26 protein-coding genes and 1 pseudogene are annotated in these 24,528 nt (G+C 41.4%); 24 read left to right on the top strand and 3 right to left on the bottom strand.

Annotated elements, in window-relative coordinates:
- The first annotated feature begins 53 nt into the window (after positions 1 to 53).
- From sctW to TI10_RS24405, 19 genes and pseudogenes are all read left to right on the top strand, one after another.
- The gene (sctW, locus tag TI10_RS06350) at positions 54 to 926 is read left to right on the top strand and encodes a type III secretion system gatekeeper subunit SctW (RefSeq protein ID WP_049582479.1); all 873 of its coding nucleotides are present in this window, start codon (positions 54 to 56) and stop codon (positions 924 to 926) included.
- Positions 907 to 1,194 (top strand): TyeA family type III secretion system gatekeeper subunit, encoded by a 288-nt coding sequence (locus TI10_RS06345; protein ID WP_049582478.1) that lies wholly within the window; start codon positions 907 to 909, stop codon positions 1,192 to 1,194. The genes sctW and TI10_RS06345 overlap by 20 nt, the downstream gene beginning before the upstream one ends.
- Positions 1,191 to 1,561 (top strand): annotated as a pseudogene (sycN, locus tag TI10_RS06340) (type III secretion chaperone SycN). The gene TI10_RS06345 and the pseudogene sycN overlap by 4 nt, the downstream one beginning before the upstream one ends.
- Positions 1,558 to 1,923, top strand: coding sequence for a YscX family type III secretion system protein SctX (gene sctX / locus TI10_RS06335; protein WP_049582476.1), 366 nt, complete (start codon positions 1,558 to 1,560; stop codon positions 1,921 to 1,923). The pseudogene sycN and the gene sctX overlap by 4 nt, the downstream one beginning before the upstream one ends.
- 2 nt (positions 1,924 to 1,925) lie before the next feature.
- On the top strand, positions 1,926 to 2,255 hold the full coding sequence (gene sctY, locus TI10_RS06330) for a type III secretion system chaperone SctY (protein WP_049582475.1): 330 nt from the start codon (positions 1,926 to 1,928) through the stop codon (positions 2,253 to 2,255).
- Entirely contained in the window at positions 2,252 to 4,369 is a 2,118-nt protein-coding gene (gene sctV, locus TI10_RS06325) for a type III secretion system export apparatus subunit SctV (RefSeq protein WP_049582474.1), read from the top strand. Before sctY ends, sctV begins: the two co-directional genes overlap by 4 nt.
- Complete coding sequence (locus TI10_RS06320) at positions 4,366 to 4,800, top strand: LcrR family type III secretion system chaperone (protein WP_049582473.1); 435 nt, start codon at positions 4,366 to 4,368, stop codon at positions 4,798 to 4,800. Before sctV ends, TI10_RS06320 begins: the two co-directional genes overlap by 4 nt.
- 40 nt (positions 4,801 to 4,840) lie before the next feature.
- The gene (locus TI10_RS06315) at positions 4,841 to 5,119 is read left to right on the top strand and encodes an LcrG family type III secretion system chaperone (RefSeq protein ID WP_049582471.1); all 279 of its coding nucleotides are present in this window, start codon (positions 4,841 to 4,843) and stop codon (positions 5,117 to 5,119) included.
- An 11-nt stretch (positions 5,120 to 5,130) separates the two neighbouring features.
- Positions 5,131 to 6,183, top strand: a complete 1,053-nt coding sequence (locus TI10_RS06310; protein WP_049582469.1) for a virulence-associated V antigen — start codon at positions 5,131 to 5,133, stop codon at positions 6,181 to 6,183.
- 9 nt (positions 6,184 to 6,192) lie between these two features.
- The gene (locus TI10_RS06305; RefSeq protein WP_049582467.1) at positions 6,193 to 6,699 is read left to right on the top strand and encodes a SycD/LcrH family type III secretion system chaperone; all 507 of its coding nucleotides are present in this window, start codon (positions 6,193 to 6,195) and stop codon (positions 6,697 to 6,699) included.
- Positions 6,683 to 7,930, top strand: coding sequence for a type III secretion system translocon subunit SctE (sctE, locus tag TI10_RS06300; protein ID WP_080984997.1), 1,248 nt, complete (start codon positions 6,683 to 6,685; stop codon positions 7,928 to 7,930). The genes TI10_RS06305 and sctE overlap by 17 nt, the downstream gene beginning before the upstream one ends.
- A gap of 12 nt (positions 7,931 to 7,942) precedes the next feature.
- Entirely contained in the window at positions 7,943 to 8,830 is an 888-nt protein-coding gene (locus TI10_RS06295; protein WP_049582465.1) for a YopD family type III secretion system translocon subunit, read from the top strand.
- A 386-nt stretch (positions 8,831 to 9,216) separates the two neighbouring features.
- Positions 9,217 to 9,660: a type III secretion system chaperone gene (locus TI10_RS06285; RefSeq protein WP_049582461.1), complete on the top strand. Its 444-nt coding sequence runs from the start codon at positions 9,217 to 9,219 to the stop codon at positions 9,658 to 9,660.
- Positions 9,657 to 9,890, top strand: coding sequence for a T3SS regulon translocated regulator ExsE family protein (locus TI10_RS06280; RefSeq protein WP_049582460.1), 234 nt, complete (start codon positions 9,657 to 9,659; stop codon positions 9,888 to 9,890). Before TI10_RS06285 ends, TI10_RS06280 begins: the two co-directional genes overlap by 4 nt.
- A complete protein-coding gene (locus tag TI10_RS06275; protein ID WP_049582459.1) occupies positions 9,887 to 10,276 on the top strand; it encodes a YscW family type III secretion system pilotin in 390 nt (129 codons plus the stop codon). Before TI10_RS06280 ends, TI10_RS06275 begins: the two co-directional genes overlap by 4 nt.
- Before the next feature lie 765 nt (positions 10,277 to 11,041).
- Positions 11,042 to 12,028, top strand: a complete 987-nt coding sequence (locus tag TI10_RS06270; RefSeq protein WP_049582458.1) for a glycosyltransferase — start codon at positions 11,042 to 11,044, stop codon at positions 12,026 to 12,028.
- A gap of 743 nt (positions 12,029 to 12,771) precedes the next feature.
- Positions 12,772 to 13,098: a phage holin, lambda family gene (locus TI10_RS06265; RefSeq protein ID WP_049582457.1), complete on the top strand. Its 327-nt coding sequence runs from the start codon at positions 12,772 to 12,774 to the stop codon at positions 13,096 to 13,098.
- 9 nt (positions 13,099 to 13,107) lie between these two features.
- Positions 13,108 to 13,509, top strand: a complete 402-nt coding sequence (locus TI10_RS06260) for a structural protein (RefSeq protein ID WP_049582455.1) — start codon at positions 13,108 to 13,110, stop codon at positions 13,507 to 13,509.
- 9 nt (positions 13,510 to 13,518) lie between these two features.
- Positions 13,519 to 13,968, top strand: a complete 450-nt coding sequence (locus TI10_RS24405) for a lysis protein (protein ID WP_049582454.1) — start codon at positions 13,519 to 13,521, stop codon at positions 13,966 to 13,968.
- Between the two features lie 88 nt (positions 13,969 to 14,056).
- On the opposite strand, the gene TI10_RS06250 is transcribed toward TI10_RS24405, so the two are convergent.
- Positions 14,057 to 14,452 (bottom strand): VOC family protein, encoded by a 396-nt coding sequence (locus TI10_RS06250; RefSeq protein WP_049582451.1) that lies wholly within the window; start codon positions 14,450 to 14,452, stop codon positions 14,057 to 14,059.
- Between the two features lie 656 nt (positions 14,453 to 15,108).
- On the opposite strand from TI10_RS06250, the gene TI10_RS06245 reads away from it, so the two are divergent.
- From TI10_RS06245 to TI10_RS23520, 4 genes are all read left to right on the top strand, one after another.
- Entirely contained in the window at positions 15,109 to 16,254 is a 1,146-nt protein-coding gene (locus TI10_RS06245; RefSeq protein WP_049582450.1) for a polysaccharide export protein, read from the top strand.
- A complete protein-coding gene (locus tag TI10_RS06240) occupies positions 16,254 to 16,682 on the top strand; it encodes an arsenate reductase/protein-tyrosine-phosphatase family protein (RefSeq protein WP_049582448.1) in 429 nt (142 codons plus the stop codon). The genes TI10_RS06245 and TI10_RS06240 overlap by 1 nt, the downstream gene beginning before the upstream one ends.
- A 71-nt stretch (positions 16,683 to 16,753) precedes the next feature.
- Positions 16,754 to 18,901, top strand: coding sequence for a polysaccharide biosynthesis tyrosine autokinase (locus TI10_RS06235; RefSeq protein ID WP_049582447.1), 2,148 nt, complete (start codon positions 16,754 to 16,756; stop codon positions 18,899 to 18,901).
- A 245-nt stretch (positions 18,902 to 19,146) separates the two neighbouring features.
- Entirely contained in the window at positions 19,147 to 19,290 is a 144-nt protein-coding gene (locus TI10_RS23520; RefSeq protein WP_394298756.1) for a DUF1971 domain-containing protein, read from the top strand.
- A gap of 38 nt (positions 19,291 to 19,328) precedes the next feature.
- Here TI10_RS23520 and TI10_RS06230 read toward each other — a convergent pair whose 3' ends face one another.
- On the bottom strand, positions 19,329 to 20,921 hold the full coding sequence (locus TI10_RS06230) for an FGGY-family carbohydrate kinase (protein WP_049582444.1): 1,593 nt from the start codon (positions 20,919 to 20,921) through the stop codon (positions 19,329 to 19,331).
- A gap of 627 nt (positions 20,922 to 21,548) precedes the next feature.
- On the opposite strand from TI10_RS06230, the gene TI10_RS06225 reads away from it, so the two are divergent.
- Positions 21,549 to 22,916 (top strand): alanine/glycine:cation symporter family protein, encoded by a 1,368-nt coding sequence (locus TI10_RS06225; RefSeq protein WP_049582443.1) that lies wholly within the window; start codon positions 21,549 to 21,551, stop codon positions 22,914 to 22,916.
- Between the two features lie 45 nt (positions 22,917 to 22,961).
- Here the strand turns inward: TI10_RS06225 and TI10_RS06220 are convergent, their stop codons facing one another.
- On the bottom strand, positions 22,962 to 24,446 hold the full coding sequence (locus tag TI10_RS06220) for an aldehyde dehydrogenase family protein (protein WP_049582442.1): 1,485 nt from the start codon (positions 24,444 to 24,446) through the stop codon (positions 22,962 to 22,964).
- Positions 24,447 to 24,528 lie beyond the last annotated feature (82 nt).

The raw sequence follows: 24,528 nt of genomic DNA, 5'->3' as shown, positions 1-24,528 counted from the left end.
GCCGGTATCTTTATAATTTGTTCATTATTAACTCTGATATGACAAGGTAGACTATGGATATTATCCAGAATCATCTTCATTCGATAACTTTATCAGAACCGGGTGCCGGGGTTGCCGCACAACAGGAGCAGGCTAAGGTCGGTCAGTTTCAGGGAGAGAAAGTCGTGCTGGTATCGGCGTCCCAGTCTTTTGCTGATGCGGCCGAAGAGATGACTTTTGCCTTTTCGGAGCGCAAAGATATGCCGCTCTCCAAACGTAAAGTTAGCGATGGGCATGCCAGAGTGCGAGAAATAGAGGCGCTGGTGGGTGAATATTTGCAGAAGGTGCCGGATTTGGAGCGCCAACAAAAAGTCAACGCATTGATCTCTCACTTAAATAGCGCTCAACTGACTAATATTGCTCAGTTACAGGCTTATCTGGAAAGTTTCTCTGGAGAGGTAAGCGAGCAATTCTATGCGATGAGTCAGGCCCGTGATGCGCTGGCAGGCAGGCCAGAGGCGCATGCCATATTGACATTGGTTGAACAGGAGTTGTCACGTTTAGCGCAAGAGCAAGGGATTGCTATCGAGTTGGGAGCCCGTATTACGCCTGATGCCACGACAGCCGCCAAAAATGGGGTTGGCAATTTACAGGCATTGCGCAACATCTATCGTGATGCGGTTATGGATTATCAAGGGCTATCGGCTGCTTGGCGGGATATTCAATCCAATTTCAAGAGTAGCTCCCTGATGGAAGTAACAGGATTCATCATGAAAGCGTTAAGTGCTGATCTGGACAGCCAACAGCGGCAACTTGATCCGATTAAGTTGGAACGTGTGATGAGTGACATGCATAAACTCCGTTTGCTTAACAGCTTATCAGTTCAGGTTGAGCAGTTATGGAAAAGCGTGGTAGGGGGGGAAAGTCATGGCATACGGGCCTTCTGACCTTATGGGGGATGTCGTTTCTCTGGTTGAGAAACGTTGGGCCAATGTGCGGGATGTTGAAATGCTCGGTCATGCTTTGGGATTGCAGGATAGCCAAACTCAAATTCATTTCTACCGGGAGCTGAAACGGGTGATTCGATTGATTCCGGTAGAAGTGTTCAGTGATGAAGAACAGCGCCAAAATTTGCTTAATGCTTGTCAACTGGCGCTGGATACAGCAATTGAGAGAGAAGAAGACGAATTGTGGTCGGGAGAGGGAGCGCCATGAACTGGATAGAGCCACAGTTGCTCCAGTTTTGTCAGGATTTGGGTATGGAGATGTCTGATGTTTCTAGCCCCTTGATCCAAATCGATTTTGAGTATTCTGGTACGTTACAAATTGAACGCTATGGTGACACATTAACACTTTGGCTGGCTCGTGAAATTCCCTGGCATCAGGGAAAAGAGGTAATGGTTAAGGCGATGCTGCTCACTTTCAGTGGTCAGGGCCCGAACTGCCCTTGCGTTGTGGCTGGTTGGGGGAAGATCGCCTGTTATTGTTTGTGACACTAGATGAACGAGAGATAACCTTGCCCTTGTTGCATCAGGCATTTCGTTCTTTATTAAGAGTACAGCGTGAGGTGCTCGCTTCGTGAGCAAAATCGCTGCTGCCCATATAGGAATTGAACAACTAACGGCGATCAGTCGGGAAGAGATAGGGGTTAGTTTACCTGATCGCTACGCATTATTGCCCGACGGTCAATCCGTTGAGACTCACTCTGCACGTCTTTATCCCGCTAACAAGGCTGATCAGGCTTTGTTGGCTTTTGCTTGCCCGCAAGATGGGTTTCATTCTCTGTTGCGTCCACATGATTTCCGTCAGGCGGTTAATAGTCTGCGGACAATTTTGCAACAAGATAATGACGTCAGGGTACAGCATGCTGTCTCCCTGTTGGAAAAAATGAATCAAGATGAACAGTTGTTGCAGATGGCTCTGCACCTGTTGCACAAGGTATGACCATGACTCTCAGTGCTAAACAGCAGAGCGCTCTGTTGCTGCTCGGCTGGCTTCAACTTCAATACGGTCATCCCGACCGAGCTCGTATTTTATTGGATGCATTATTGGCTTTGCATCCTGAACATCAGGAAGGGCGCCGTGCCTTGGTGGTTTCATTACTTAAACTACAAAAGGGGAGCATGGCAAAAGAACATTGCACGCTCTTAGAAGAGCAGGGTGAGCAAAGCGCCGCTCTCTGGCTTTGTGTTAGCCGTGCCTGTCAACAAGAGGGGAACTTGGAAGAAGCACGCAGTGCTTATCAGCGTTATCTCGCTCAAGGGGCCCTATTATGAGCCGTGGGCTTGAGTTATTGCGTCTGATTGGCGAGCGTAAAGACATCATGTTGGCAATATTGTTGCTAGCTGTGGTCTTCATGATGGTATTACCGCTTCCGCCTATCCTGCTTGACATTTTGATCGCCATTAATATGACCATCTCTGTTGTGCTTATGATGATGGCGGTCTATATCAATTCGCCTTTGCAGTTTTCCGCCTTTCCTGCGGTTTTGCTGGTCACCACGCTGTTTCGTTTGGCGCTTTCCGTCAGTACCACCCGAATGATCCTGCTGCAAGCGGATGCCGGGAAGATAGTCTATACCTTTGGTAATTTCGTTGTCGGAGGCAACCTGATAGTCGGGATAGTGATCTTCCTGATTATTACTATTGTGCAATTTATCGTCATAACCAAAGGTTCGGAACGCGTAGCTGAGGTTAGTGCTCGTTTTTCCCTTGATGCCATGCCCGGTAAGCAGATGAGTATCGACGGAGATATGCGTGCTGGCGTGATTGACGTTAATGAAGCCAGGGAGAGGCGCAGCATTATCGAAAAAGAGAGCCAGATGTTTGGTTCGATGGATGGTGCGATGAAGTTTGTTAAGGGTGATGCGATTGCGAGCCTACTTATCATCTTTGTCAACATTTTGGGTGGGATAACCATAGGCGTCACCCAGAAAGGGATGTCGGCGGCTGATGCATTGCAGCTCTACGCCATTTTGACCGTTGGTGATGGCATGGTCTCTCAGGTTCCGGCACTACTGATCGCTATCACTGCGGGCATCATTGTTACGCGGGTTTCGTCGGAAGACTCCTCGGATCTGGGTAATGAGATCGGCGATCAGGTCGTTGCCCAACCAAAGGCACTGTTGATTGGCGGTGTTTTATTGGTGTTATTTGGCCTGATTCCGGGATTCCCTACATTAACCTTCTTCACGCTTGCACTGGTGGTAGCGGGTGGCGGTTATTTTCTATTCCAACGCCAGCGGCAAGCTAGCGCCAGCCAGCAAGCGGATCTTCCTAGCCTATTAGCCCAAGGGGCAGGCGCACCGGCAGCCAAACCTAAATCCAAGAGCGGCAGTAAGGCCAAAGCTGGAAAGCTTGGTGAGAAAGAGGAATTTGCTATGACGGTTCCTTTACTTATTGATGTGGATGCGGGATTACAGGCTGAACTGGAAGCTATTTCACTGAATGATGAATTGATACGGGTACGACGCGCCCTCTATTTGGATTTGGGCGTACCCTTTCCCGGTATCCACTTACGCTTTAATGAGGGAATGAAGGCGGGAGAATACCTGATCCAGCTACAAGAGGTACCTGTTGCCCGTGGTCGGTTGCGTTCAGCGCATTTACTGGTGCAGGAACCGGTCAGTCAGTTGGAATTACTGGCTATCCCTTATGAAGAAGGGGAACCTCTATTGCCTAATCAGCCTACCTTGTGGGTAGCCGAAGCACATCAGGAACGTTTGGTGAAGTCCGGGCTGGCATTTTTATCCATGTCTCAGGTGATCACTTGGCATTTGTCACATGTGTTGCGGGAATATGCCGAAGATTTTATTGGTGTGCAGGAAACCCGTTATCTTCTGGAACAGATGGAGGGTAGCTATGGTGAATTGGTCAAGGAAGCCATGCGCATAATTCCATTGCAGCGGATGACTGAGATATTGCAACGGTTAGTCGGTGAGGATATCTCTATTCGCAATACACGTACGATTCTTGAAGCTATGGTGGTGTGGGGGCAGAAGGAGAAAGATGTGGTGCAATTAACGGAATATATTCGCAGTAGTCTCAAGCGTTACATCTGTTACAAGTATGCTAATGGTAACAATATCTTGCCCGCTTATCTGTTGGATCAGCAGGTAGAGGAGCAGATTCGGAGTGGTATTCGTCAAACGAGCGCAGGTAGTTATCTGGCGCTGGACCCCGCGGTAACGCAAAGTTTCCTTGAACAGATGAAAAAAACGGTGGGCGATCTAACGCAGATGCAGAATAAGCCGGTGTTGATCGTATCAATGGATATTCGTCGCTATGTCCGTAAGTTAATTGAAGGTGATCACCACGGCTTGCCGGTGCTCTCGTATCAAGAGTTGACTCAACAGATTAATATCCAACCGCTTGGTAGGGTATGCCTATGAACCATGATCCGCTTACTCCTTGGTTTGAGGAGCGGGGTTATTCGGTGCAGCCTCACTGTATGGGGAATAGCCCAATTCCTCTTGGCTGGCGTGTGTGGTGTGAAGGCTGTGAAATTGCCTGGCGCTATGATGCGCCGCGAGTTTGGATCGTGATGTTACGTCGTACCCAGCAGAGGCGAGGGTTGGCTAATCCGTTTGCGCCTCTTTATCTGTTGGCACAAGCAACGATGGCAGTGTTTGGGCCGGGTAGCCGCCTTTATGGTCAAGTTAATACTCTGGTTGACTCTCCCCTTGATGATGAACGTTTGGCCCGGTTTTACCGCCGCTGGACAGGCGCGAGTGAAGTCGCGCCTGGCTGGTTCGAGTTAGAAGCCAGTTGCGTTATATCGTTACATCAAATGAGAAAACAACAAAAAAAAGTCCAACTTTGACAGGAAGAATCAATATCTCTCTTTATTATAGGAGTCACTGATGCAAGAGCAACCTAACGCCAAAGTACTGCAAGCGGCTGAGGCAGCCATTAAGGACAGTGATCACAGACTGCAACTGTTGCAGGAGATGTGGCAGTCTCTTGGCATCAACCCCAATGTGGGTACAGAACTGTTTGGTCATACTGACGTTACTTTGGTTCAGAATGCTGAGCAAGAGTTGCTGACAGAAGTTAATCGCTTACGGAGCAACCAACCTCCCTCTTTAGAAGAGGGAAAGCGTCTCCGTCGTCCACCTCGTATGCGTGGCATTATTGTATAAGGAGTTTGAAGGTGGAAATTAGGCCATATCAAAATGACCCACAACTTTTCTTAAAAGATCTGGAGAAGGTTTCGCTAGAGCAACTACAAGGTTCTGGATCTTCGGAGCTTGATGAGCTGGTTAAGCTTATTCTTGATAAAGGGATCAATATTAAATCTGGTTCTGTTGTTATCACTGAGAATCAAGAACTCCTGAAAAAACTGATTGCCTATTTCCTGCCAGCGGACGCTGTTGTTAAGGGTGGTCACTTAGATAGCCAAATAAAAAATGGAATTGAGAATCTTAAATCCTTCTTGGATAGCACGACATTAAAAACTTGGACATTAAAAGATTTTCTGGCTGCGGTTCATTTTAATTTAACGCCGGATCGCCTTGATGATGATGTAATCGATATATTTGTTTCTGTTATGTCAGGTCATGATAAAAAACGACTTGAGTTGCGTGATGAACTGGCAGCATTGACCGCAGAATTAAAGATTTACAGTGTTATCCAGTCGGAGATTAATGCGAAATTAGCAGCTAATGGGGAGCTTAAGATTAATGATAGCAGCTCTTTCAATTTGCTGGACTATAAGAAGTATGGCTTTAGTGATCAGGCTGCTTTTGAGAGAAGTGCTGAATGTAAGCTGTTAATCAAGGAAATTGTGAAACATCATTATAAAGAGTATGGTTTTATTAATCAGGACACTTTTGAGAAGAGTGATAAATATAAGCAGTTAATCGAGGAAATAGAGAAATCTTATAAAAATCAACAAATGCTTCCCAATTGGATAAAAGATGAATTCAAATCTGTCTCCATTAAGGAATTTTTAGAAAGCCCCAATAAGCAAAGTGGCGCTATGACAGGTCTGGATAATTCTTACAAATATGACAAGGATAATAATAAGTTAGCCAACTTTTCGACTTCAGTTAATGATCGCGTAAATCCACTAAATAACACGGTCCAAGAAAAAACGACGCGTTTAAATGAAGTGAGTTCCCGTTATAACGCGGCTATCGAGGCGTTAAACCGTTTTATTCAAAAGTATGACAGCATTATGCGCAATATTCTCGGCGCAATTTAAGGAATGATTATGGAGCATCAAGAAACATCAACGACTTCTGACCAATATGCACAAGAGCTGGAATCTTTTCTTCATGATGGCGGCACCCTTGCCATGTTGAAAGATATTTCTAGTGATACGTTGGAGCAACTTTACTCATTAGCGTTCAACCAGTATCAGTCAGGCAAATGGCCGGATGCACATAAGATATTCCAGGCTTTGTGTATGTTAGATCACTATGACTCCCGGTTCTTCCTTGGATTGGGAGCATGCCGTCAGGCTATGGGGCAACTGGAACAGGCTGTTCAAAGCTATAGCTACGGAGCGATGCTTGATATTAATGAGCCCCGTTTTCCATTTCATGCTGCCGAATGTCTCCTGCAATTAGGAGAATTTGATGGGGCTGAGAGTGGCTTCTACTCGGCCCAACAGCTTGCGGCAGCTTCGCCGGAACAGGCCGCTTTGGCTGCCAGTTCTAGTGCAATGTTAGAAGCTATTACAATAAAAAGGACTCAGGAAAATGGTTCAAGTCAGTGAATCTAAAGTTCCTCAACCGGGGATCAACAGTTTTCAGGCTGATGAAATCCTCGCACCTCCTAAAAGCGAGGAGCTCGTTACACTTAGCCAGGCAGGTAACTTGCTGTCTTCTGATGCGGCTAAGGCTAAGTCACGAGGAGTATCATTGCCAGCGCCATTGGCAGTGATGAATGCTCACCCTAAACCAGAAGACATGGTTAGGCTCAAATCAGATATGCAAGAGGTGATGCAGGCAAAAGATCTGGCAAAGGCGATGATAATAAAGCTGACAGAAGTTTCGCGGTTATCCTCAAAGGAGATGATAGAAAAGTTTCTCTCATCTGAGGCAATAGAGATTGAACTGGGCAAACTGACCAGTGAGATTGAGCGTAATCAGACGAATCTCAAAATTGAAGATATCCAGCGAGCACGCCAGCAAAGTTTGCAGAAAATGGATGAGAACCAGCAGAAGATAAAAGAAGCTGAAAATTCTGCTAAAGAGGCGCAGAAATCTGGATTATTTTCTAAGATTTTTGGCTGGATCAGTGCGATTGCTTCAATTGTGGTTGGTGCAATTATGGTTGCTACCGGTGTTGGTGCGGTAGCAGGCGCTTTGCTGATCGCTGGTGGGGTAATGGGCGTGGTTTCTCAGGGACTACAACAAGCAGCCCAAGATGGTTTAATCAGCAAGGAAACCATGAAATGGTTAGGGCCAGTTATAACCGCGATTGAGATTACGATGGCGGTGGCAGCAGCAGCGGTCAGTTTCGGTGGTTCAGCAGTCGGAATGATAGCCAAGATGGGCGCTAAGATGGGCAAAGCAGTTGCTGACGTGGCATCTAAGATTGGTAGTAAAGTTGTAGAGGTAGGGGCTAAGGTTGCGGCTGAGGTAGCATCCAAGGTTGCAGTAAAGGCGGCGGAGTTTTCTGTAAAAGTTGCTGGTACGGCGGCAAATACTATGACTCATAGCTTGAAAGTGGGTATGCAGGTGAGCGATATAGTGGTTGATGTTGCTAATGGTACCGCTCAAACAACCAATGCTGTCTTCCAGAGTAAAGCGGCTAACCGACAAGCTGATGTACAGCTCTCACGTAGCGAATTGACTGTATTTCAGGCTGTTATGGACAAGCTCAAAGAGGAGTTATCTCAACTGGTAGAGTCTTTCCAACATGTGATGGAAATGATTTTCCAGATGCTTAATGCCAGAGGCGACATGATAAATAACCTTGCCAGCCGACCACAGGAAATTTAAGGAGTAACGAAGATGGAAGCTATTAATAATGTCAGCAGTTCTCAGGTAAGCAATGTCAATAACAGTGTTGATATTGTGATTGACAAAATCTCCATATCGACACCGACAGCACATGAAGCCGCTATTCAACAGCCGGGAAAAGCTAAGCTTACAGATAAGGTTGAATTGATTGCACCGAAACAGGGCCTTGATCTCGGTCGCTTAGAAAATGTCCGGGAGCAGTTAACTAGCACGCTAGATATGTTGTCGCTACTTTTTGAGATTGCCAAAAAGATGCGTGAATTGGGTATCTTGCAGCGTGACACTGAAAATAAAGCGTCCATTGATGCGCAGAAGTCACAAGTGGATGAGATGCGACATGGCGCCAAGCTGATGATTGCTATGGCTGTGGTTTCAGGTTTAATGACGCTTGGTTCAGGGCTGGTAGGTGGTTTCTCTGCTTTTAAAAATAGTCAGGCAGTGAAACAGCAAAAGATATTGGAAAATAGGATTGCCGGCCGTAACGAATTGATCGACCTTAAGATGCAACAGTCAGGTATCAGAGATGCGGATCGAGCGGAGATTGGTAAGGTGTGGGAAAAAGATCAACTTGGTGATAAGAGAACCCTGGAACATTCTACCTTAACTATTAATATTCGTAATAACACCCAGCAGGTTTCTAGCTCAGTGATAAGCTCTTTGGCGAGTGTGGCTAATAATGCGGTGCAAGTAGAACAGGGACTTTCTCAGGCTAAAGCTAAGGAACATGAAGTGGATTCGTCTATTGCTCAGCATGAAAAACAAAAGAGTGAAGACCAAATTTCATCGACTATTAATTTCATGAGAGATGTTTTGCAATTATTGCAACAACTATCTCAGAGTCATAATCAAGCATGGCGCGCGGCGACTGGCGTAGTCTAATGCTGGCAGAGTAGATCCGTGTTGGATAATAAGTTTGAGCGTACCGGGAGGTGCGCTCTTATCGATGGATGCTGCTATTTGAGCTCGTTTTTAAAATCCACTAATAGCGTTAAAGGTAAAAGTATAGAAAAGCGAAAATACCAAATTAAGATTTTAATCTTTGACAGGCAGAATGTGTTAAGGAAAAAAAACACGCTCCTATGCTCTGGTGTTTGGTTTTTGATAATCACCGGAGTGACCTTTTTATTAAAAGAATTGCCCTTGAGTGACAGAGTCACAAAAGAGGATGGTAGTAAACTGGCCCCCTTTTCTGCGGGAGTAACCCGTTTGCTTGACCATTCGGTAATTCAATTTGGTCTGATTGCCTTCTCTAGCAGGAGTAACCCATGGATGTGATAGCCATCGTCAACCAAGTTTTGTCTGAATTTGCTGCTAAATTCGGCTTGCCGCACCTGGCTTTAAATCATGAAGGTGTGGCTGCTCTCTGTTTTGATGAGCATCTTCACCTCTCTTTGATCTTAATTCCTGAACGTGACCAGCTCGTTTTACAGATTGATGTAGCTGATATCACTGCGGTTGGCGAAGGGATTTTCCGTCAATTAGCCAGTTTTAATCGTCATTGGTATCAGTTTGATCTTCATTTTGGTTTTGATGAGTCAACGCTGATGGTGCAGCTTTATCGGCAAATGTCAGCTAGCCGGCTAAATCTGGCTCTCTTTGAAGAAAGTCTTTCAAGTATGTTGGATCATGCTGAGTTTTGGCAGGAGTTATTGCAAGCTCAACTTCCGTCTGACTCTCAACAGAGCGAATCTTTGGGAATGCGAGTATGAAAATTGAAAATTCGTTACCCATTCATTTAACAAACGTGCCCCATGAAAATAATAGTCTTTGTTGCGGCCGTCGGGTTACATCAGGGCACATACCGCAAAATGTTCATGAGCCGCTTTCTGCGGTGCTGAGTAGAGGCCTTATCATGGGGCTTGAACATGAGACAACATTGCAGCGTTTGTTGGATGGGCAGCATACTCCGTTGTCACAACGTAGGATCAGCCTGTCATGACCAAGGTAGGGTTGGTCTTGTTGTGTTTGCTAATTACCGGTTGTGTCAGTGAGACCGTTGAGCATGAAGCATCACGTCTGATTGAGGGAGAGGTGACCATGCCGGTTTCTCTGCCCAAAACGGCAGACGTTGAGGTGTCGTTGCTTACTGTGGTTGAAGGCAAAGTGTTGACCGTGGGTGAGATGTATTATCGTTTGGATATGTTACCCCTCACTTTTTCTATGCGTTTAAGTCCACAGTTTTCTCATAGTGAGCTATTCTTAAGGGCTCGTTTACGTTGGGATGGGAAACGGGCAATACAGGCAAAAAGCCAACAACGAGTTGTTGTAGGAAAAAGAATTGTAGTGCAATTGTCTCCCTTACAGTGTTATCCAGAATGTCTATGAGTTGTAAATATTTTTTCATTAATAAGTAAGGCAATAATATTGCCTTTTAAATTTTTAAATGCTATTTAATTTATATGAATTTATCTACAATAATTTTATTTAATATTTTATCATCCAGTGTAATCTGATATATTTTTAATGTTAAATATCCATATAAAATAACAGGTAAATATTTCAATTGCTAATTTTACTATTATAATTTAATATTCTAGTCTATTAATTAAATGAAAATCATTTAATTATAGATGAAATAAAATTGGTATCCACAGAAATAGTTAATCTAATACTTTCTACCAATTATAGCATTATAAGTTTCACATCTCCTATATTATTTATACGGGTAAATATAGTTAATATTTTTCCTCCTCCTATATTATTTTCTTCTATTTATTGCACTTGATTATATATGGTTTTTTCACCTTAAAATGTTTAACTGCATTTGTATGTGGAAGATTACAGTAATCTTGGCAAATCCAAAATATCCTGTTAATTTTATCTGTTATATTTACCGATTTATTTAAACTATTCCAATAGATTCTGATCACTATTACTATCTTTACAACAGACAGCAATACCTAAATTCTCGATATATCCTTTAATCATTATCACACTTAATTTTTGTTTTTTTGATGAAAATTTTTAACTTTATCTATAACTGACGTTTAAAATATTGTATGGTCTTTGAATATCAATGTGGAAAAGGCGTATTTTTACTATGAAAATAATGTTTTTATTGAAAAAACCAACTCATTAAAAGGACTATAGATGTTTAAGTTTGATATTACTATCATTATCCCTATATTTAATGATGAAAATAATATAGTCTATTTGTTGGATTCAATATCTGCACAAAAAAATATTAATTTTGAAGTTGTCATTATTAATGATGGCTCAACAGATAATAGCTTGGAAGTCATTAATGAATATAAAAAAAGAGATAATAGAATACGGATCTTCAATCAAGAAAATCGTGGTGTTTCAATAGCTAGGAATGATGGCATAAAATATGCGAGAGGAGAGTGGATTTTATTTGTTGATAGTGATGACTGGTTGAAACCACAAATATTAAGAAAATGGCTTGATCACGCTATTGAACAGAAATTAGATGTGTTAATTGGCAATGGAGTCAGTTTTACAGAAGATCCATTTGCACAAGAGAATAGAAGGATAACACGTAGGCAACCTTATGGCAGGATATTAACGGGTAAAGAGTGGATAGAATATTGTGTTGAATGTAGAGAATGGCCACATTTTGTTTGGTTACAACTTATTAAAAAAGAGCTGATTATAAATAACCAACTAAGTTTTAGAGAAAATACCCTTCATGAAGATATCTTATGGACAATTAATTTGTCACTTATAGCGAATCGAATTGGCTTTTGTGAGGAGTTATTATATTGTTATCGACATAATTTGGAATCAATAACTCGTTCAAGAGAAATTAAAAAATTATATCATCGGGCTGATAGTTATATTACTGTCGTTGATTCAATTATTAAAATATCAAAAGAAATTAAAGGTGAAAAATCGTTAAAAAGATCACTGAGCCGTCATGCAATACGAGAGGTTGGCAGTTTTTTTATTTTGTATAGAAAAAGCATACAAGATCCCTCCTTAAAAAAATTACTTGCGAAACGTTTTGTTGAGAAAATTGCTTTGAGAGATTTATTACCAGGTGTACATAATTATCATGAATTATGGTTTATTATACGTTGTAATTTAATCTTAGTATTAAGGAGATTTATGGGCTAGTGGTTATGATATGCTAGAATTCATTTTTCCAGGTTAAATGATTGAGAATATCAGCATACATTTAGGGATACTTGAGTAACTTGATAAGAACAAAGGTGTTTATATTAGAAGGGGGAAGAGTGATTTATCCTTGATTTAGCGCTTATTTTGCTTTTAAATGAATCAGCAAAAATGAGGTCACTATAACAAAACAACAATACATTTCAGAGTTTAAGTGCATAGTGATCATATTGATACTTGAAAGTAGCAAATTCAAGGCAAGGTAATAACGCGTTGTTTTTAATTGATGGATAAGGTATTAGAAAATTAAAAAATAGATAGAATATGGTTTCTTGTAGAATAATAGCTGACAGGAAGAGTATTATTTAATTGGAATAGTTAATGCCTTAATAAATTATATACCCAATGGATTTCAATATGCATCGCGACGGCAAGGGAGAGAATCCCCGGGAGCATAGAGAACTATGTGACCGGGGTGAGTGAGTGCAGCCAACAAAGAGGCAACTTGAAAGATAACGGGTATATCTGTTAATTATTATTATTTCCTTATACATAATGATATAGAGCCCGAGTTTGTTGATGAGCTCGGTATTATACTAAATGCAAGTAATCACCTTATAAAATTTAAGGCTGCGCTATGTGTGGCCTTTTCTTATTCTACTGATTTCGCAGTATTCCTATTAACTCAAATTTAAGGCTACACGGCAGCCTATGGATTCCCATTATATGAATGGGAGTAAAGGATGAAATACATGGATAAACAGCCTGACATCTGGATGCAGCTATGGGTATGGCTGCTGTCAGTCAAAGAACAAGGTATTGGTGCGGCACTGGCGGCCGCAATGGCTTATCTCAGAGGTCGATATAACGGCGGTAAATTTTGGACGACAATTATGGATTCTATTATGTGTGCCATGATTGCCTGGTTTATCCGTGATGTGTTGAAGTTTTTTGGTATGAGCACGGATTTGGCTTACATCGGCAGTGTCATTATTGGTTATCTGGGAACTGACTATTTTGGTCAGATCTTAAGAAAAGTTGTTAATAACAAAACAGGTAATAAACAGTAGGAGTGAATTATGAGTAGAGGTATTCGAAACAATAACCCTGGCAACATTCGTTGGGGTGATGATTGGCAAGGCTTGGTACCGGAATCACAACGTACCGACCAATCTTTCTGCCAGTTTGTCAGCCCTGAATATGGTATTCGGGCAATGATTAAAATTTTGCATAATTACAATCGGAAACATGGCCTTAAAACAGTGAAAGGTATCATTTCACGATGGGCTCCCCATAATGAAAATAATACTGATGCCTATATTAACTACGTATGTAAAGACACGGAGGTGACTGGTGATCAAGTTGTTGATGTATTTAATAAAGTATTTATGACAAAGCTTATTAAGTCGGTTATTACCATGGAAAATGGTAGTCAACCTTATAGCAATGCAGTTATTGATAAAGCCTTTTCACTTTTGTAGAGCGATATTATGAAGTTTAACTCTCATGGTTATACTGTTATTGCACTAGCGCTTGTCTCGCTTCTGGCTTACCACTATTACGGTAAGTATACCAAACAGCTTGATACGACAGTTAAGCTACAGAGTGAGCTGCTAGAGCAGCAGAATGAAATCGTTAATCAGCAGGAGCGGATAAAGCTCCTGTCTGAACTGGATAATCAGCATACAAAGGAACTTGCTCATGCGAAATCTGAAATTGATGTTCTTCGCAATGATGTTGCCGCTGGTCATCGTCGGTTGCGCATCGCGGCCACCTGTAATCAAGGCGAAGCCAGCTCCTCCGGCAGCGTGGGCCATGCAACCCCCCCACGACTTAACCCGGCAGTTGAACAAGATTATTTCGATCTCCGAAGAATGATTGTTGAGAATGAACAGCAAACGAAATACTTGCAAGAATATATCAAAACTCAGTGTCAATAGCTGAGTTTTGATAATGTTATTGCGTAATATAAAACAACGTAGGTATGGGTTGGTTATTAGGGCAAGTATACTTAAGGTCGATTAATAATCAAACAGGGAATACTGTGTTTTGTAACACAACCCGATAACCATCAATATCTTCGAATGTTTTACCATCAATATCCCAATATGGGTTGTAAGAGGGGACGGCAATAAAACCAGCGTTTTTCATTAATGATATCTGTTCTAACCATTCTGAATGGTCTGATATATAGAAGGCCAATAAATTGTCCTGGGTGGGGGATCTTCCTACTGTTGTGCCACGATGATGGGTAAATTCGAGATGCCAGAGATGATTTGGATGCCCTAGAATAATACCATCAAAGTTTTCATGATCTTCGAATTGCTCTAGGATAATAAATCCTAAACCTTGGCAGTACATTTCAGCAACTTGAGTTAAATTGTCAGTTGGTCTGGCGATTCTTAGTATGGTTGATTTTTTCATGGTAATCCCAGTTGATAAAGTTTTTGTGGAATATGCCCAACTCTCAGATCTTCTATTGCTATATAGAACAACTCGTAATGGTAGTTGATAAATGTGAAAAGTACAAAGTGGTGATCTTCAAAATTAAGACAATCTAAAAATATCAGATAATGCCGAGCTATTATTTATAGTATAAAAAATTATGGTTTTATAATTTGGTTGTTTGATAGGTTTTTTATTTTTTATCATCATCTCAATCACTAAAGTCTCTTATATGAACACTGATTTGATGTAAGTAGGTCTGTGTCTTTTCACAATATCATCGAGAATATGTGTTCATTTTCGATAAATTCTGATAAATATCCTCACTATTATTTGAGGGGCTGCTCTTACTTTCTGTTTGTAATAATATCTTATAAAATATATTAAATAATAAAATAATTAATAAATTTATTACCTATTATTTAATAGTCTGAATTTTTCAAAGCCATTAAGTTGATTTCTATTGTTTTTACCAAGTGATATGACCAGTAGCCTAGTGGCTTGTGGCCCTTAAGCAAAATTTTTATATTATATTATATTTTATTATATTATAATCTAGTTTTGTTAGGGAGATTATAATTAATACTATTTTCTGTATTCTTTTTTGTTTATTATTTTTTAAGGATAAATTTCTGATGAATATTAAGGAATTAATTATAGTTCTGGCATTGTCTGGTTCTATGCTATTAGGTGGTTGTACGGTTATACCTGGGAGTGGCCTTACTGTTTATAATAAAGAAGTAATCAATGATGGTGATAGTAACTATGATATTAATAATTTAGTAAATGTTTATCCAGTCACACCACAGTTAATTGAAAAGTTACGAATAAATTCTGCTATTGCACGTCCTAATCCTGAATTAGATAAAGAATTACAGCAGTATGAATACCGTATTGGTGTAGGTGATGTCATTATGGTTACTGTTTGGGATCATCCTGAATTGACGATACCTGCCGGGCAATACCGTAGTGCTAGTGATACGGGCAACTGGGTACATTCTGATGGAACGATTTTTTATCCCTATGTTGGTAAGCTTCATGTCAAAGGGAAAACGGTCACTCAGGTGCGCGCGATGATTACCGATAAGTTATCGAAGTACATCGAATCACCTCAAATCGATGTTAATATTGCCGCTTTCCGTTCACAAAAAGCCTATGTAACAGGTGAAGTTATCAGGTCTGCTCAACAACCAATCACTAACGTTCCTTTAACCATTATTGATGCGATCAACCATGCTGGCGGTTTAACTGAAAATGCTGACTGGAGGAGGATCATTTTGACTCATAAGGGAAAAGAAACGATTATTTCTCTGCAAGATTTGATGCAGAATGGTGATTTGAAACAAAATCGCCTGCTCTATTCTGGCGATATTTTATACATTCCTCGTAATGATGATTTGAAAGTGTTTGTTATGGGGGAAGTCAAAAAACAGACTACTCTGCGTATGGATCGCAGTGGAATGACTTTGACTGAAGCATTGGGTAATGCTGAAGGCATAGATCAATTATCAAGTGATGCTAATGGCATCTTTGTTATCCGTTCACTACGTAATACTACTGATAATAAAGGGAAAATAGCCAATATCTATCAGCTCAATGCTAAAGATGCAACGGCTTTGGTGTTGGGAACTGAGTTTAATTTGCAGCCTTACGATATTGTCTATGTTACCAGTGCGCCAGTTGTTCGCTGGAATCGGGTTATCAATCAGTTGGTGCCAACGATATCAAGCATTAATAGCCTGACTGAAACAACTAAGTGGATTCGTAAGTGGCCGAATTAATGTTTAATTCTATTCTGGTTGTTTGTGTGGGTAATATCTGTCGATCTCCGACAGGAGAGCGTTTATTGCGGCAGATATTTCCTCAGAAAGAGATTTATTCTGCGGGAATATCTGCTTTGTCTGGTAACCCTGCAAATGAGTTCTCAAGCAGGGTTGCGGCTAAGTATGGATTGTCCTTGGAGGGACATACAGCACGTCAACTAACCAGTGAATTATGCCAGCAGTCAAGTTTGATCTTAGTTATGGAAAAAAGACATATTGAGGCTGTAAACAGGATAAATCTAGGCGTAAGGGGGAAAACAATGCTTTTTGGCCATTGGTTAAATAGAATGGCAATTCCCGATCCTTATAAGTCTGATATTGAGGTTTATGAATATGTGTATCAGTTATTATTTGAGAGTGCTAATAGTTGGTTGGGGAAATTATAACTTATAAGTATTTTTAAATTCTGGGTTTGCTGTTCTTCATTACTTATCAATAAAGTAATTATAGGCTTCTTATGACTACATCAGATAAATCAAGTCACACTCATACGGATAGTGATGAAATTGATTTAGGCCGTCTTCTTAGTGCCTTATTCGATTATCGCTGGGTGATTGGTGGAATTACCCTATTGTTCACTGTTATTGGCCTTTGTTATTCCTTGATTGCGACTCCGATATACAAGGCAAATGCTTTATTGCAGGTTGAAAAGAGAAGTAGTGCGTTGCCTTTAATCGGTGACATGGCGGATATGCTTTCTGGGAGACAGTCAGATACATCGGCAGAATTGGAGTTATTAACTTCCCGAATGATTTTGGGAAAGGCAGTAAAGGATCTAAATTTGGATGTTCAGGTTACAGCGGATTATTTTCCTGTGGTAGGTAAGGGGATTGCCCGTCTTCGTGGTATGCCAAAGCCTGACATTATTATTAAACATTTTACAGTATCACCTGAATATATTAATAAAGGGATAAAAATATATGTTGACGATGCAGAAAATTATCGATTGTTGTTTGATGATCTGGTTTTCCACGGGCAAGTGAACAAAGTATTTGATACTGATGGCGTAAATCTGCTTATCTCAAATATTTTAGCTTCTCCAGGGCAAAGTTTCACGTTGGTTAAACGAGGGCAGTTAGGTGTTATTCGCGGGCTGCAACAAACTTTGCGGGTAAAAGAAAAAGGTAATAATACGGGTATTATTTCGCTTGAAATGGAAGGTGATGATCGCGCAAGAATAAAATCAATACTGGATAGTATTGGTAAAAATTACTTGCAACAAAATGTGACAAGAAAGACGGAAGAGGCTGAAAGTAGTCTTAATTTCTTAAAAAATCATTTGCCTAAAGTTAAAATTGAGCTCAATCGTTCTGAGGAGTTGCTTAACCAATATCGTCAAGCGAATGAATCTATCGATTTATCACTTGAAGCAAAATCGGCTCTGGAAACATTGGTCCAAATTGAGAAACAGATTAATGAGTTGACTTTCAGAGAAGCTGAATTACAGCAATTATATACCAAACAACATCCCGCTTATCTTGCATTGCTTGATAAACGTAAAACTTTGGTTGATACCAAAAAGGAGCTGAATCAGTCAATCAAACGGTTACCTAAAACGCAGCAGGAAATTTTACGTTTAACCAGAGATGTTCAAGTTGGTCAAGAAATTTATGTGCAGTTACTTAATAAACAGCAAGAGTTGAACATCTTGAAAGCAGGGACAGTGGGTAATGTACGCATTATTGATGAAGCGATTGTAGAAAGTTCAGCGGTAAAACCGAAGAAGTCACTGATTATTATATCTATGATGATATTGGGGTTTATATTGTCTGCTGGGTTGGTTTGCATACGCGTCATGTTTCGTAAAGGAATCGAAAGCCCCGAACAGTTGGAAGAAATAGGTGTTTCCGTTTATGCCACTATTCCATTATCTGGGACCCAGATTAAACTTGAGCAACAACAGAAAAAGCGAACTCATCGTCAGAAATTGCGGTTATTAGCGATTCAAGATCCCACTGATTTAGCTATTGAAGCATTACGCAGCCTTAGAACAACCTTGCATTTTTCAATGATGGAATCTGCAAACAAAATTATTCTTCTTTCGGGTTCTGCTCCTGAACTAGGAAAATCTTTTATTTCAGTCAATCTTGCTGCTGTATTGGCATTAAGTAATAAACGCGTGCTTTTAATCGATGCAGATATGAGAAGAGGTCGTTTACATAAAATATTGGAAAGTCCTCAATCTCTGGGGCTGTCTGAATATTTGGCTGGTCAGCATCAGTTAAAAGAGATTATTACCAGAACTTATCTTACTGAGCTTGATTTTGTCAATCGAGGTGTTATTCCGCCTAATCCATCGGAATTGCTTATGCATAACAAACTTAAAGAATTATTATCTTGGGCAGAAGAGCATTATGATTATGTCTTGATAGATACTCCTCCTATTTTAGCTGTAACCGATGCTGCGATTATTGGAAGATATGCAGGAACTTCATTGTTAATTGCTCGTTATCATAAAACAAGGGTTAAAGAGGTTAATATTGCTATTCGCCGATTTAAGCAAAATGGCATTCATATTAAAGGTGTATTGCTAAATGCGGTAGAGAAGAAATCTGGTCTCTATTATGATTACGGCGGATATTATCAATATAGTTATAAGGATTGATAATCTTTTCTCCGGCTCATAGGGCCGGAGAAATTTTATCAATGAGTTCTTATTTCCTTTCATATGTTTCTTAATGGTAAATCAGTTCATTCAATTTAAGAAAGAATGGACGTTTTTTCTTTCATCTTGCAAGCATGGATATGATGAAACCCAGGGACTTTTCCTCTGGTGATTTTATGGCTTTACAGTTGTGGAATAGCATAATAAGATGCATTTAAAATATAATTTATGATCAGAGATCTTCTATGAGCAACCTTATGTGTTATAAGCGAATACCAATCTGGCAGAAAAATACCATTCCTGCAATGTTCACTGAAAGACATAATACTAAAGAAGGGACTTATGCTTGTCTTGAGATCCCGCTTCCTTGCTGTCGCGATGCATCTTGAAATCCATAGGGTATATACCTGTTTTTATCATTTAAAGATTAATCGCCGGTTTGCATGATTTCGTTATATCGTTGCTGGTCCCGGTACATTTGCAGATAGACTTGATATTTGGCCTGATGAAATAAAAATGTCTCTTTCTCCGGTTTGATAATGCTACCGTCACGTACCATCGATTTCGCTGCTTGAGAGAAGTCTGCAAAGGAACCGCAAGCAACGGCGCCAAGCAAAGCAGAACCAAGATTAACAGCATCCTCTTCCTGAGCAAGATAAATTTCGCGGCCGGTGGCATTGGCATATTCACGTAGCCATAGTGGGTTTTTAGTTGCACCGCCACACATAACTAGCCGGTTTATCTTATGCCCTGCTTCTATTAGCGCATCAATAATATGGCGGGTGCCATAAGCAATAGATTGCAGCGTTGCCAAGTAATGGCGGGCCAGAGCATCACGACTATCTGCCAGCGTTAGCCCGCTTACCATTCCCTTGGCATTGGGGTTTGCCCTTGGTGAACGGTTGCCGTGATGATCACCTAAAATATGAAGTTGTGCGGTCGGGTATTTTTCTTGCTTTTCTAACTGGGTGACAGCTTCATTCAGTAGCTGGTAGTAATGATGACCAGATTCCTCAGCTTCGGTTTCCAGCTCCAGCCAGCTATTATGTTGACGAATTGACCACTCAACTAATGCGCCGGCGGCGCTTTGTCCACCTTCGTTGAGCCAGTAACCGGGTAGCATTGCGCCGAAATAGGGACCCCAAACTCCTGGAACCATGATAGGGTAAGGACTGACAATCATGTGGCAGTTTGAGGTGCCGCTGATAATGGCCAGGCTGCCCTCTGGATAGGCGCCAGCCAGTGCCAATCCTCCGGCGTGAGCGTCGATAATACCACCAGCGACGATGACTCCTGTGTGCAGCCCAAAATCTTTAGCGACTTCAGCAGTTAGGTAGCCTGCTTTTTCGCCAAGCTCGATGATGGTAGGCGGAACTTTATTTGTTAAATCTTCTAACCCAACATCATAAAGTAGTTTTTCGCTGAACTGTTTTTGATGGGCCAGATAATTCCATTTGCAGGTGAACGTGCAGATACTGGCTACATCAGCGGCAGTTGCTTTCCACACCAGAAAATCCGCTAAATCGAAGAAACGCCATATATCTTGATAACGTTGAGGAAAGTGGTTTTTTAGCCATAAGATTTTCGGTAGTTCCATTTCAGGGCTGATTTCACCACCTACATAGCAGAGTGCAGGGTCATTGGTTTGATTTATCGTAATGGCTTCCTTGATTGCACGATGATCCATCCACATGATGATATCGTGTTCGGGATTACCATTTTCGGCCACAGAAACAGGGCGTCCTTCTGCTGCTACCGCGACGAGTGAACAGGTGGCATCGAAGCCGATTGATTTAACGTCAATAGGATTAATATTTGCCAGTGCAACAGCTTCTCTTACTGTTGCACACACTTGCGTCCAGATGTCTGTAGAAGATTGTTCAACAAAATCGGTTTTTGGATGAAATTGCTGGATAGGTCGAGCGGAGAATGCATGCCGTTTGCCGTGTTGGTCAAAAACCGCAGTACGGACACTGGCGGAGCCGACATCAACGCCAATGAAATATTGTTGTTCCGGCATGAGGTTCTCCTTTTATTCATTCATTAACCTAGGCTGATAAAATGAGTTGAGTGGAACAATAAAACAATGAGGTTATTCAATTCTTGTGAAGCGGCTCGAAAAAGATTAGGTGATTTTATGATGATAAAAAAATATCACCTATATTTTCTATTGTTCTTTTGAGTGATGTAATAAATCCATTCCAGAATAGTGGTTTGTTTAAAAGGAAAAACATGATAGGTAGAGCGAGCAAGATATTTTCAGAAAAATCGCTGACAATTTCTACGTAATGATTTTTTTCTTAAAAAATCGACTTCAAAAATAATATTAATAAGTTCATTAATTAACAAAAGACGGAGTGTAAAGAGTAATATTTTATTGTTTTGCTTTAATTAATCGGAATAATCAAATGATTAAGTAAATTATTTTGATTAAGATAGCGGCTTATATGTAAATATTTTTTAATGTATTTGGCGTGATAAATTTTTGAACATTCTAATCTTAAAATTCTATCGAGTGATATCACTCACAAGTATCAAATCTTTTTCCATTTTTACGAAATTTTTTCTCGCATATTTTCTGTAAATATTCTTTATTAAGTTGCTGCGCGTATGTTGTTATTTTGTTACGAGATGTCCGAGGGACTATATGGAATTAATCACAGAATGGCTGAGTGCTGTTAACGGGGTAGTGTTGGGAATACCGATGATGGTCGGTCTTCTGGGGGTTGGGTTGTTCATGCAGCTTCGCCTCTCTTTTCTGCCTATACGTAAACTGGGAACGGGTTTTAAATTACTATTTGAGCGTAATCATCAACGGGGAGAAGGGCAGATATCGCCATTTAACGCGTTGATGACAGCGCTTTCCGCCACCATTGGAACAGGTAATATCGCCGGTGTGGCTACCGCAGTTGTTTTGGGGGGGCCAGGCGCACTGTTTTGGATGTGGATAACCGCATTAGTGGGCATGGCGACCAAATACTCAGAGACAGTGTTGGCAGTCCGTTTCCGTGAAGTTGATAAAAATGGTCACTATGTTGGTGGCCCTATGTATTACATAAAAAATGGTTTAGGTAAAAAGTGGGCTTGGTTGGGGACGCTGTTTGCGGTATTTGGCAGTATTGCTTGTTTCGGTATCGGTAATACCGTACAGGCAAATTCTGTTGCTGATGTGCTGCAAAGTAACTTCGGCGTTTCTACCACGGTAACGGCCATAGTATTAGCGATTCTGGTTGGCGCAGTGCTTATCGGGGGTATTAAACGTATTGCTGATGTAGCAGGTAAATTAGTGCCGTTTATGACGGTTGCCTATCTTGCTGCTGGGGTTATTGTGCTGGGGGTGAATTTTAGTGAGATTCCCGCTGCATTTGTTCTGATTGTTAAATCTGCATTTACACCTGTTGCGGCACAGGGTGGTTTTGCGGGTGCGGCAGTATGGGCGGCAATTCGTTTTGGTGTAGCTCGAGGCATTTTCTCTAATGAAGCGGGATTGGGAAGTGCGCCGATTGCTCATGCAACCGCCAAAACTCAAAACCCGATTCGTCAGGGGTTGATCGCTATGCTGGGTACTTTCATTGATACCATTATTGTTTGCTCTATCACTGGCTTAACTATCGTCATTACGGGTGGTTGGCTGAATGGTCAGACAGGTGCGACATTGACAGCGACTTCTTTCGCTATGGCGATTCCTGGCGGCAACTATATTGTCGCGGGTGCTCTGGTAATATTTGCTTTTACCACCATTCTTGGCTGGAGTTTCTACGGTGAAAAATGTATTCAGTATCTATTCGGGCAAAAAGCTATTACGCCTTTCCGTGTAGTATGGATTATTGCTTTGATGGTAGGTGCAACTCAATCATTGAACTTTGTCTGGCTATTGGCAGATACACTGAATGCAATGATGGCAATACCGAACCTGATTGCATTAGCATTGTTAAGCCCAGTCGTTTATCGGCTGACAAAAGAACATATCAAAGATGTGAATGCGGATAGTATTGATATTAAAGCAAGAGTTTGAATAAAAGCCTTCCAAATGGAAGGCTTTTCTCATCACTGATTGAAATTATTCTTCACCGGTTTTGATATAGATGTTTTTAACCTGAGTGTAAGCATCCAACATCATTTTGTGTGTTTCTCTGCCAAGGCCTGATTTTTTGTAACCGCCAAATGGAGCGTGAGCTGGCAGTTCGTGGTAAGTATTAATCCACATACGACCCGTTCTGACAGCTTTGGCGACGCGTAATGCACGGTCGAGATCCTGTGTCCAGACAGCACCGGCCAGACCATAATCAGAATCATTTGCCATTCTGATGACATCTTCTTCGTCGTCGAATGGAATCACGGTCAATACAGGGCCAAAAATCTCTTCGCGCGCGACTCGCATGTCATTAGTGACATCGGCAATGATGGTTGGTTGGATAAAGAAACCATCATCATAACCTTCTCCAGTAATGCGTTTACCGCCGGTTAGAATGGTTGCGCCTTCTTGTTTTGCAACTTCTACGTATCCGAGAATTTTTTCCATTTGTTCCTGGCTGACCTGGCTTCCCATCTGAGTTTCTTTTTCCAGTGGATCGCCAACCTGGACAGATTCGAATTCTGCTTTCAGAGATTTGAGGAATTCATCATGAATATCTTTGTGCAGGAATAAGCGGGAACCTGATTCACACGCTTGACCTTGATTCAGCAAAATAGCTCTGGCCGCATATTTTACGGCTTTTTTCATCTTGGCGTCAGGGAAGATAATATTGGCTGATTTACCACCAAGCTCCAGCGTTGCAGGGATCAGCTTTTTGGCTGCGGCCTCGGCTACGGTATAACCTACTCTGGTGGAACCAGTGAATGCCACTTTTTCGACATCTTCATGATCCAAAATGGCTTGACCAACGACTGAGCCGCGACCTGTAACAATGTTGACTACTCCGGCTGGCAGGACTTTATTCAGTATTCGGCCTAATTCAAGCAGAGTGATTGATGTCAGTGTTGCAGGGTTGATAACAATGGTGTTGCCCGCTGCAAGAGCTGGAGCCAGTTTCCATGCCGCCATCAGTAATGGGAAATTCCAGGGAATTACCTGTCCGACAACACCAATGGGTTCACGGATCACCAAACTGAGTGTATTAGTATCCAGAACTGAAGCTTCATCGGTATGGGAACGGATCACACCCGCAAAATAGCGGAACTGGTCAACGGAAGCGGGTAGATCCATATACAGGGATTCATTTAATGGTTTTCCGGTATCCAGTGACTCAAGAATAGCAAAACGCTCTTGTTCCGCTTCTAGTAAGTCAGCAATTTTCAGCAGAATTGATTGTCTTTCGATTGGTGAGGTTTGGCTCCAGGCGGAGAAGGCTTTTTTCGCGGCACTGACAGCAAGATCGACATCTTCAGCATTACCAGATGCATATTCAGCCAGTAGTTCTCCTGTCGCCGGGTTATAACTTTTGGTTGTCGCTTTGGATACACTATCTACCCATTGCCCGCCAATAAGCATTTTGTAGGATTCAACGGGCAACATCTCTTTCTCAATATCATGTAATCGTTTCATTAACATACTCCGAGTACTTTGGTTTAAGAATATTGGTTTAAGAATATTGGTTTAAGAATAGTTACATCTTGAATCTATTTCG

It is taken from the genome of Photorhabdus luminescens subsp. luminescens, assembly GCF_001083805.1.
Lineage (GTDB): Bacteria > Pseudomonadota > Gammaproteobacteria > Enterobacterales > Enterobacteriaceae > Photorhabdus > Photorhabdus luminescens.
This window is presented reverse-complemented; position numbering and strand designations above follow the sequence as displayed.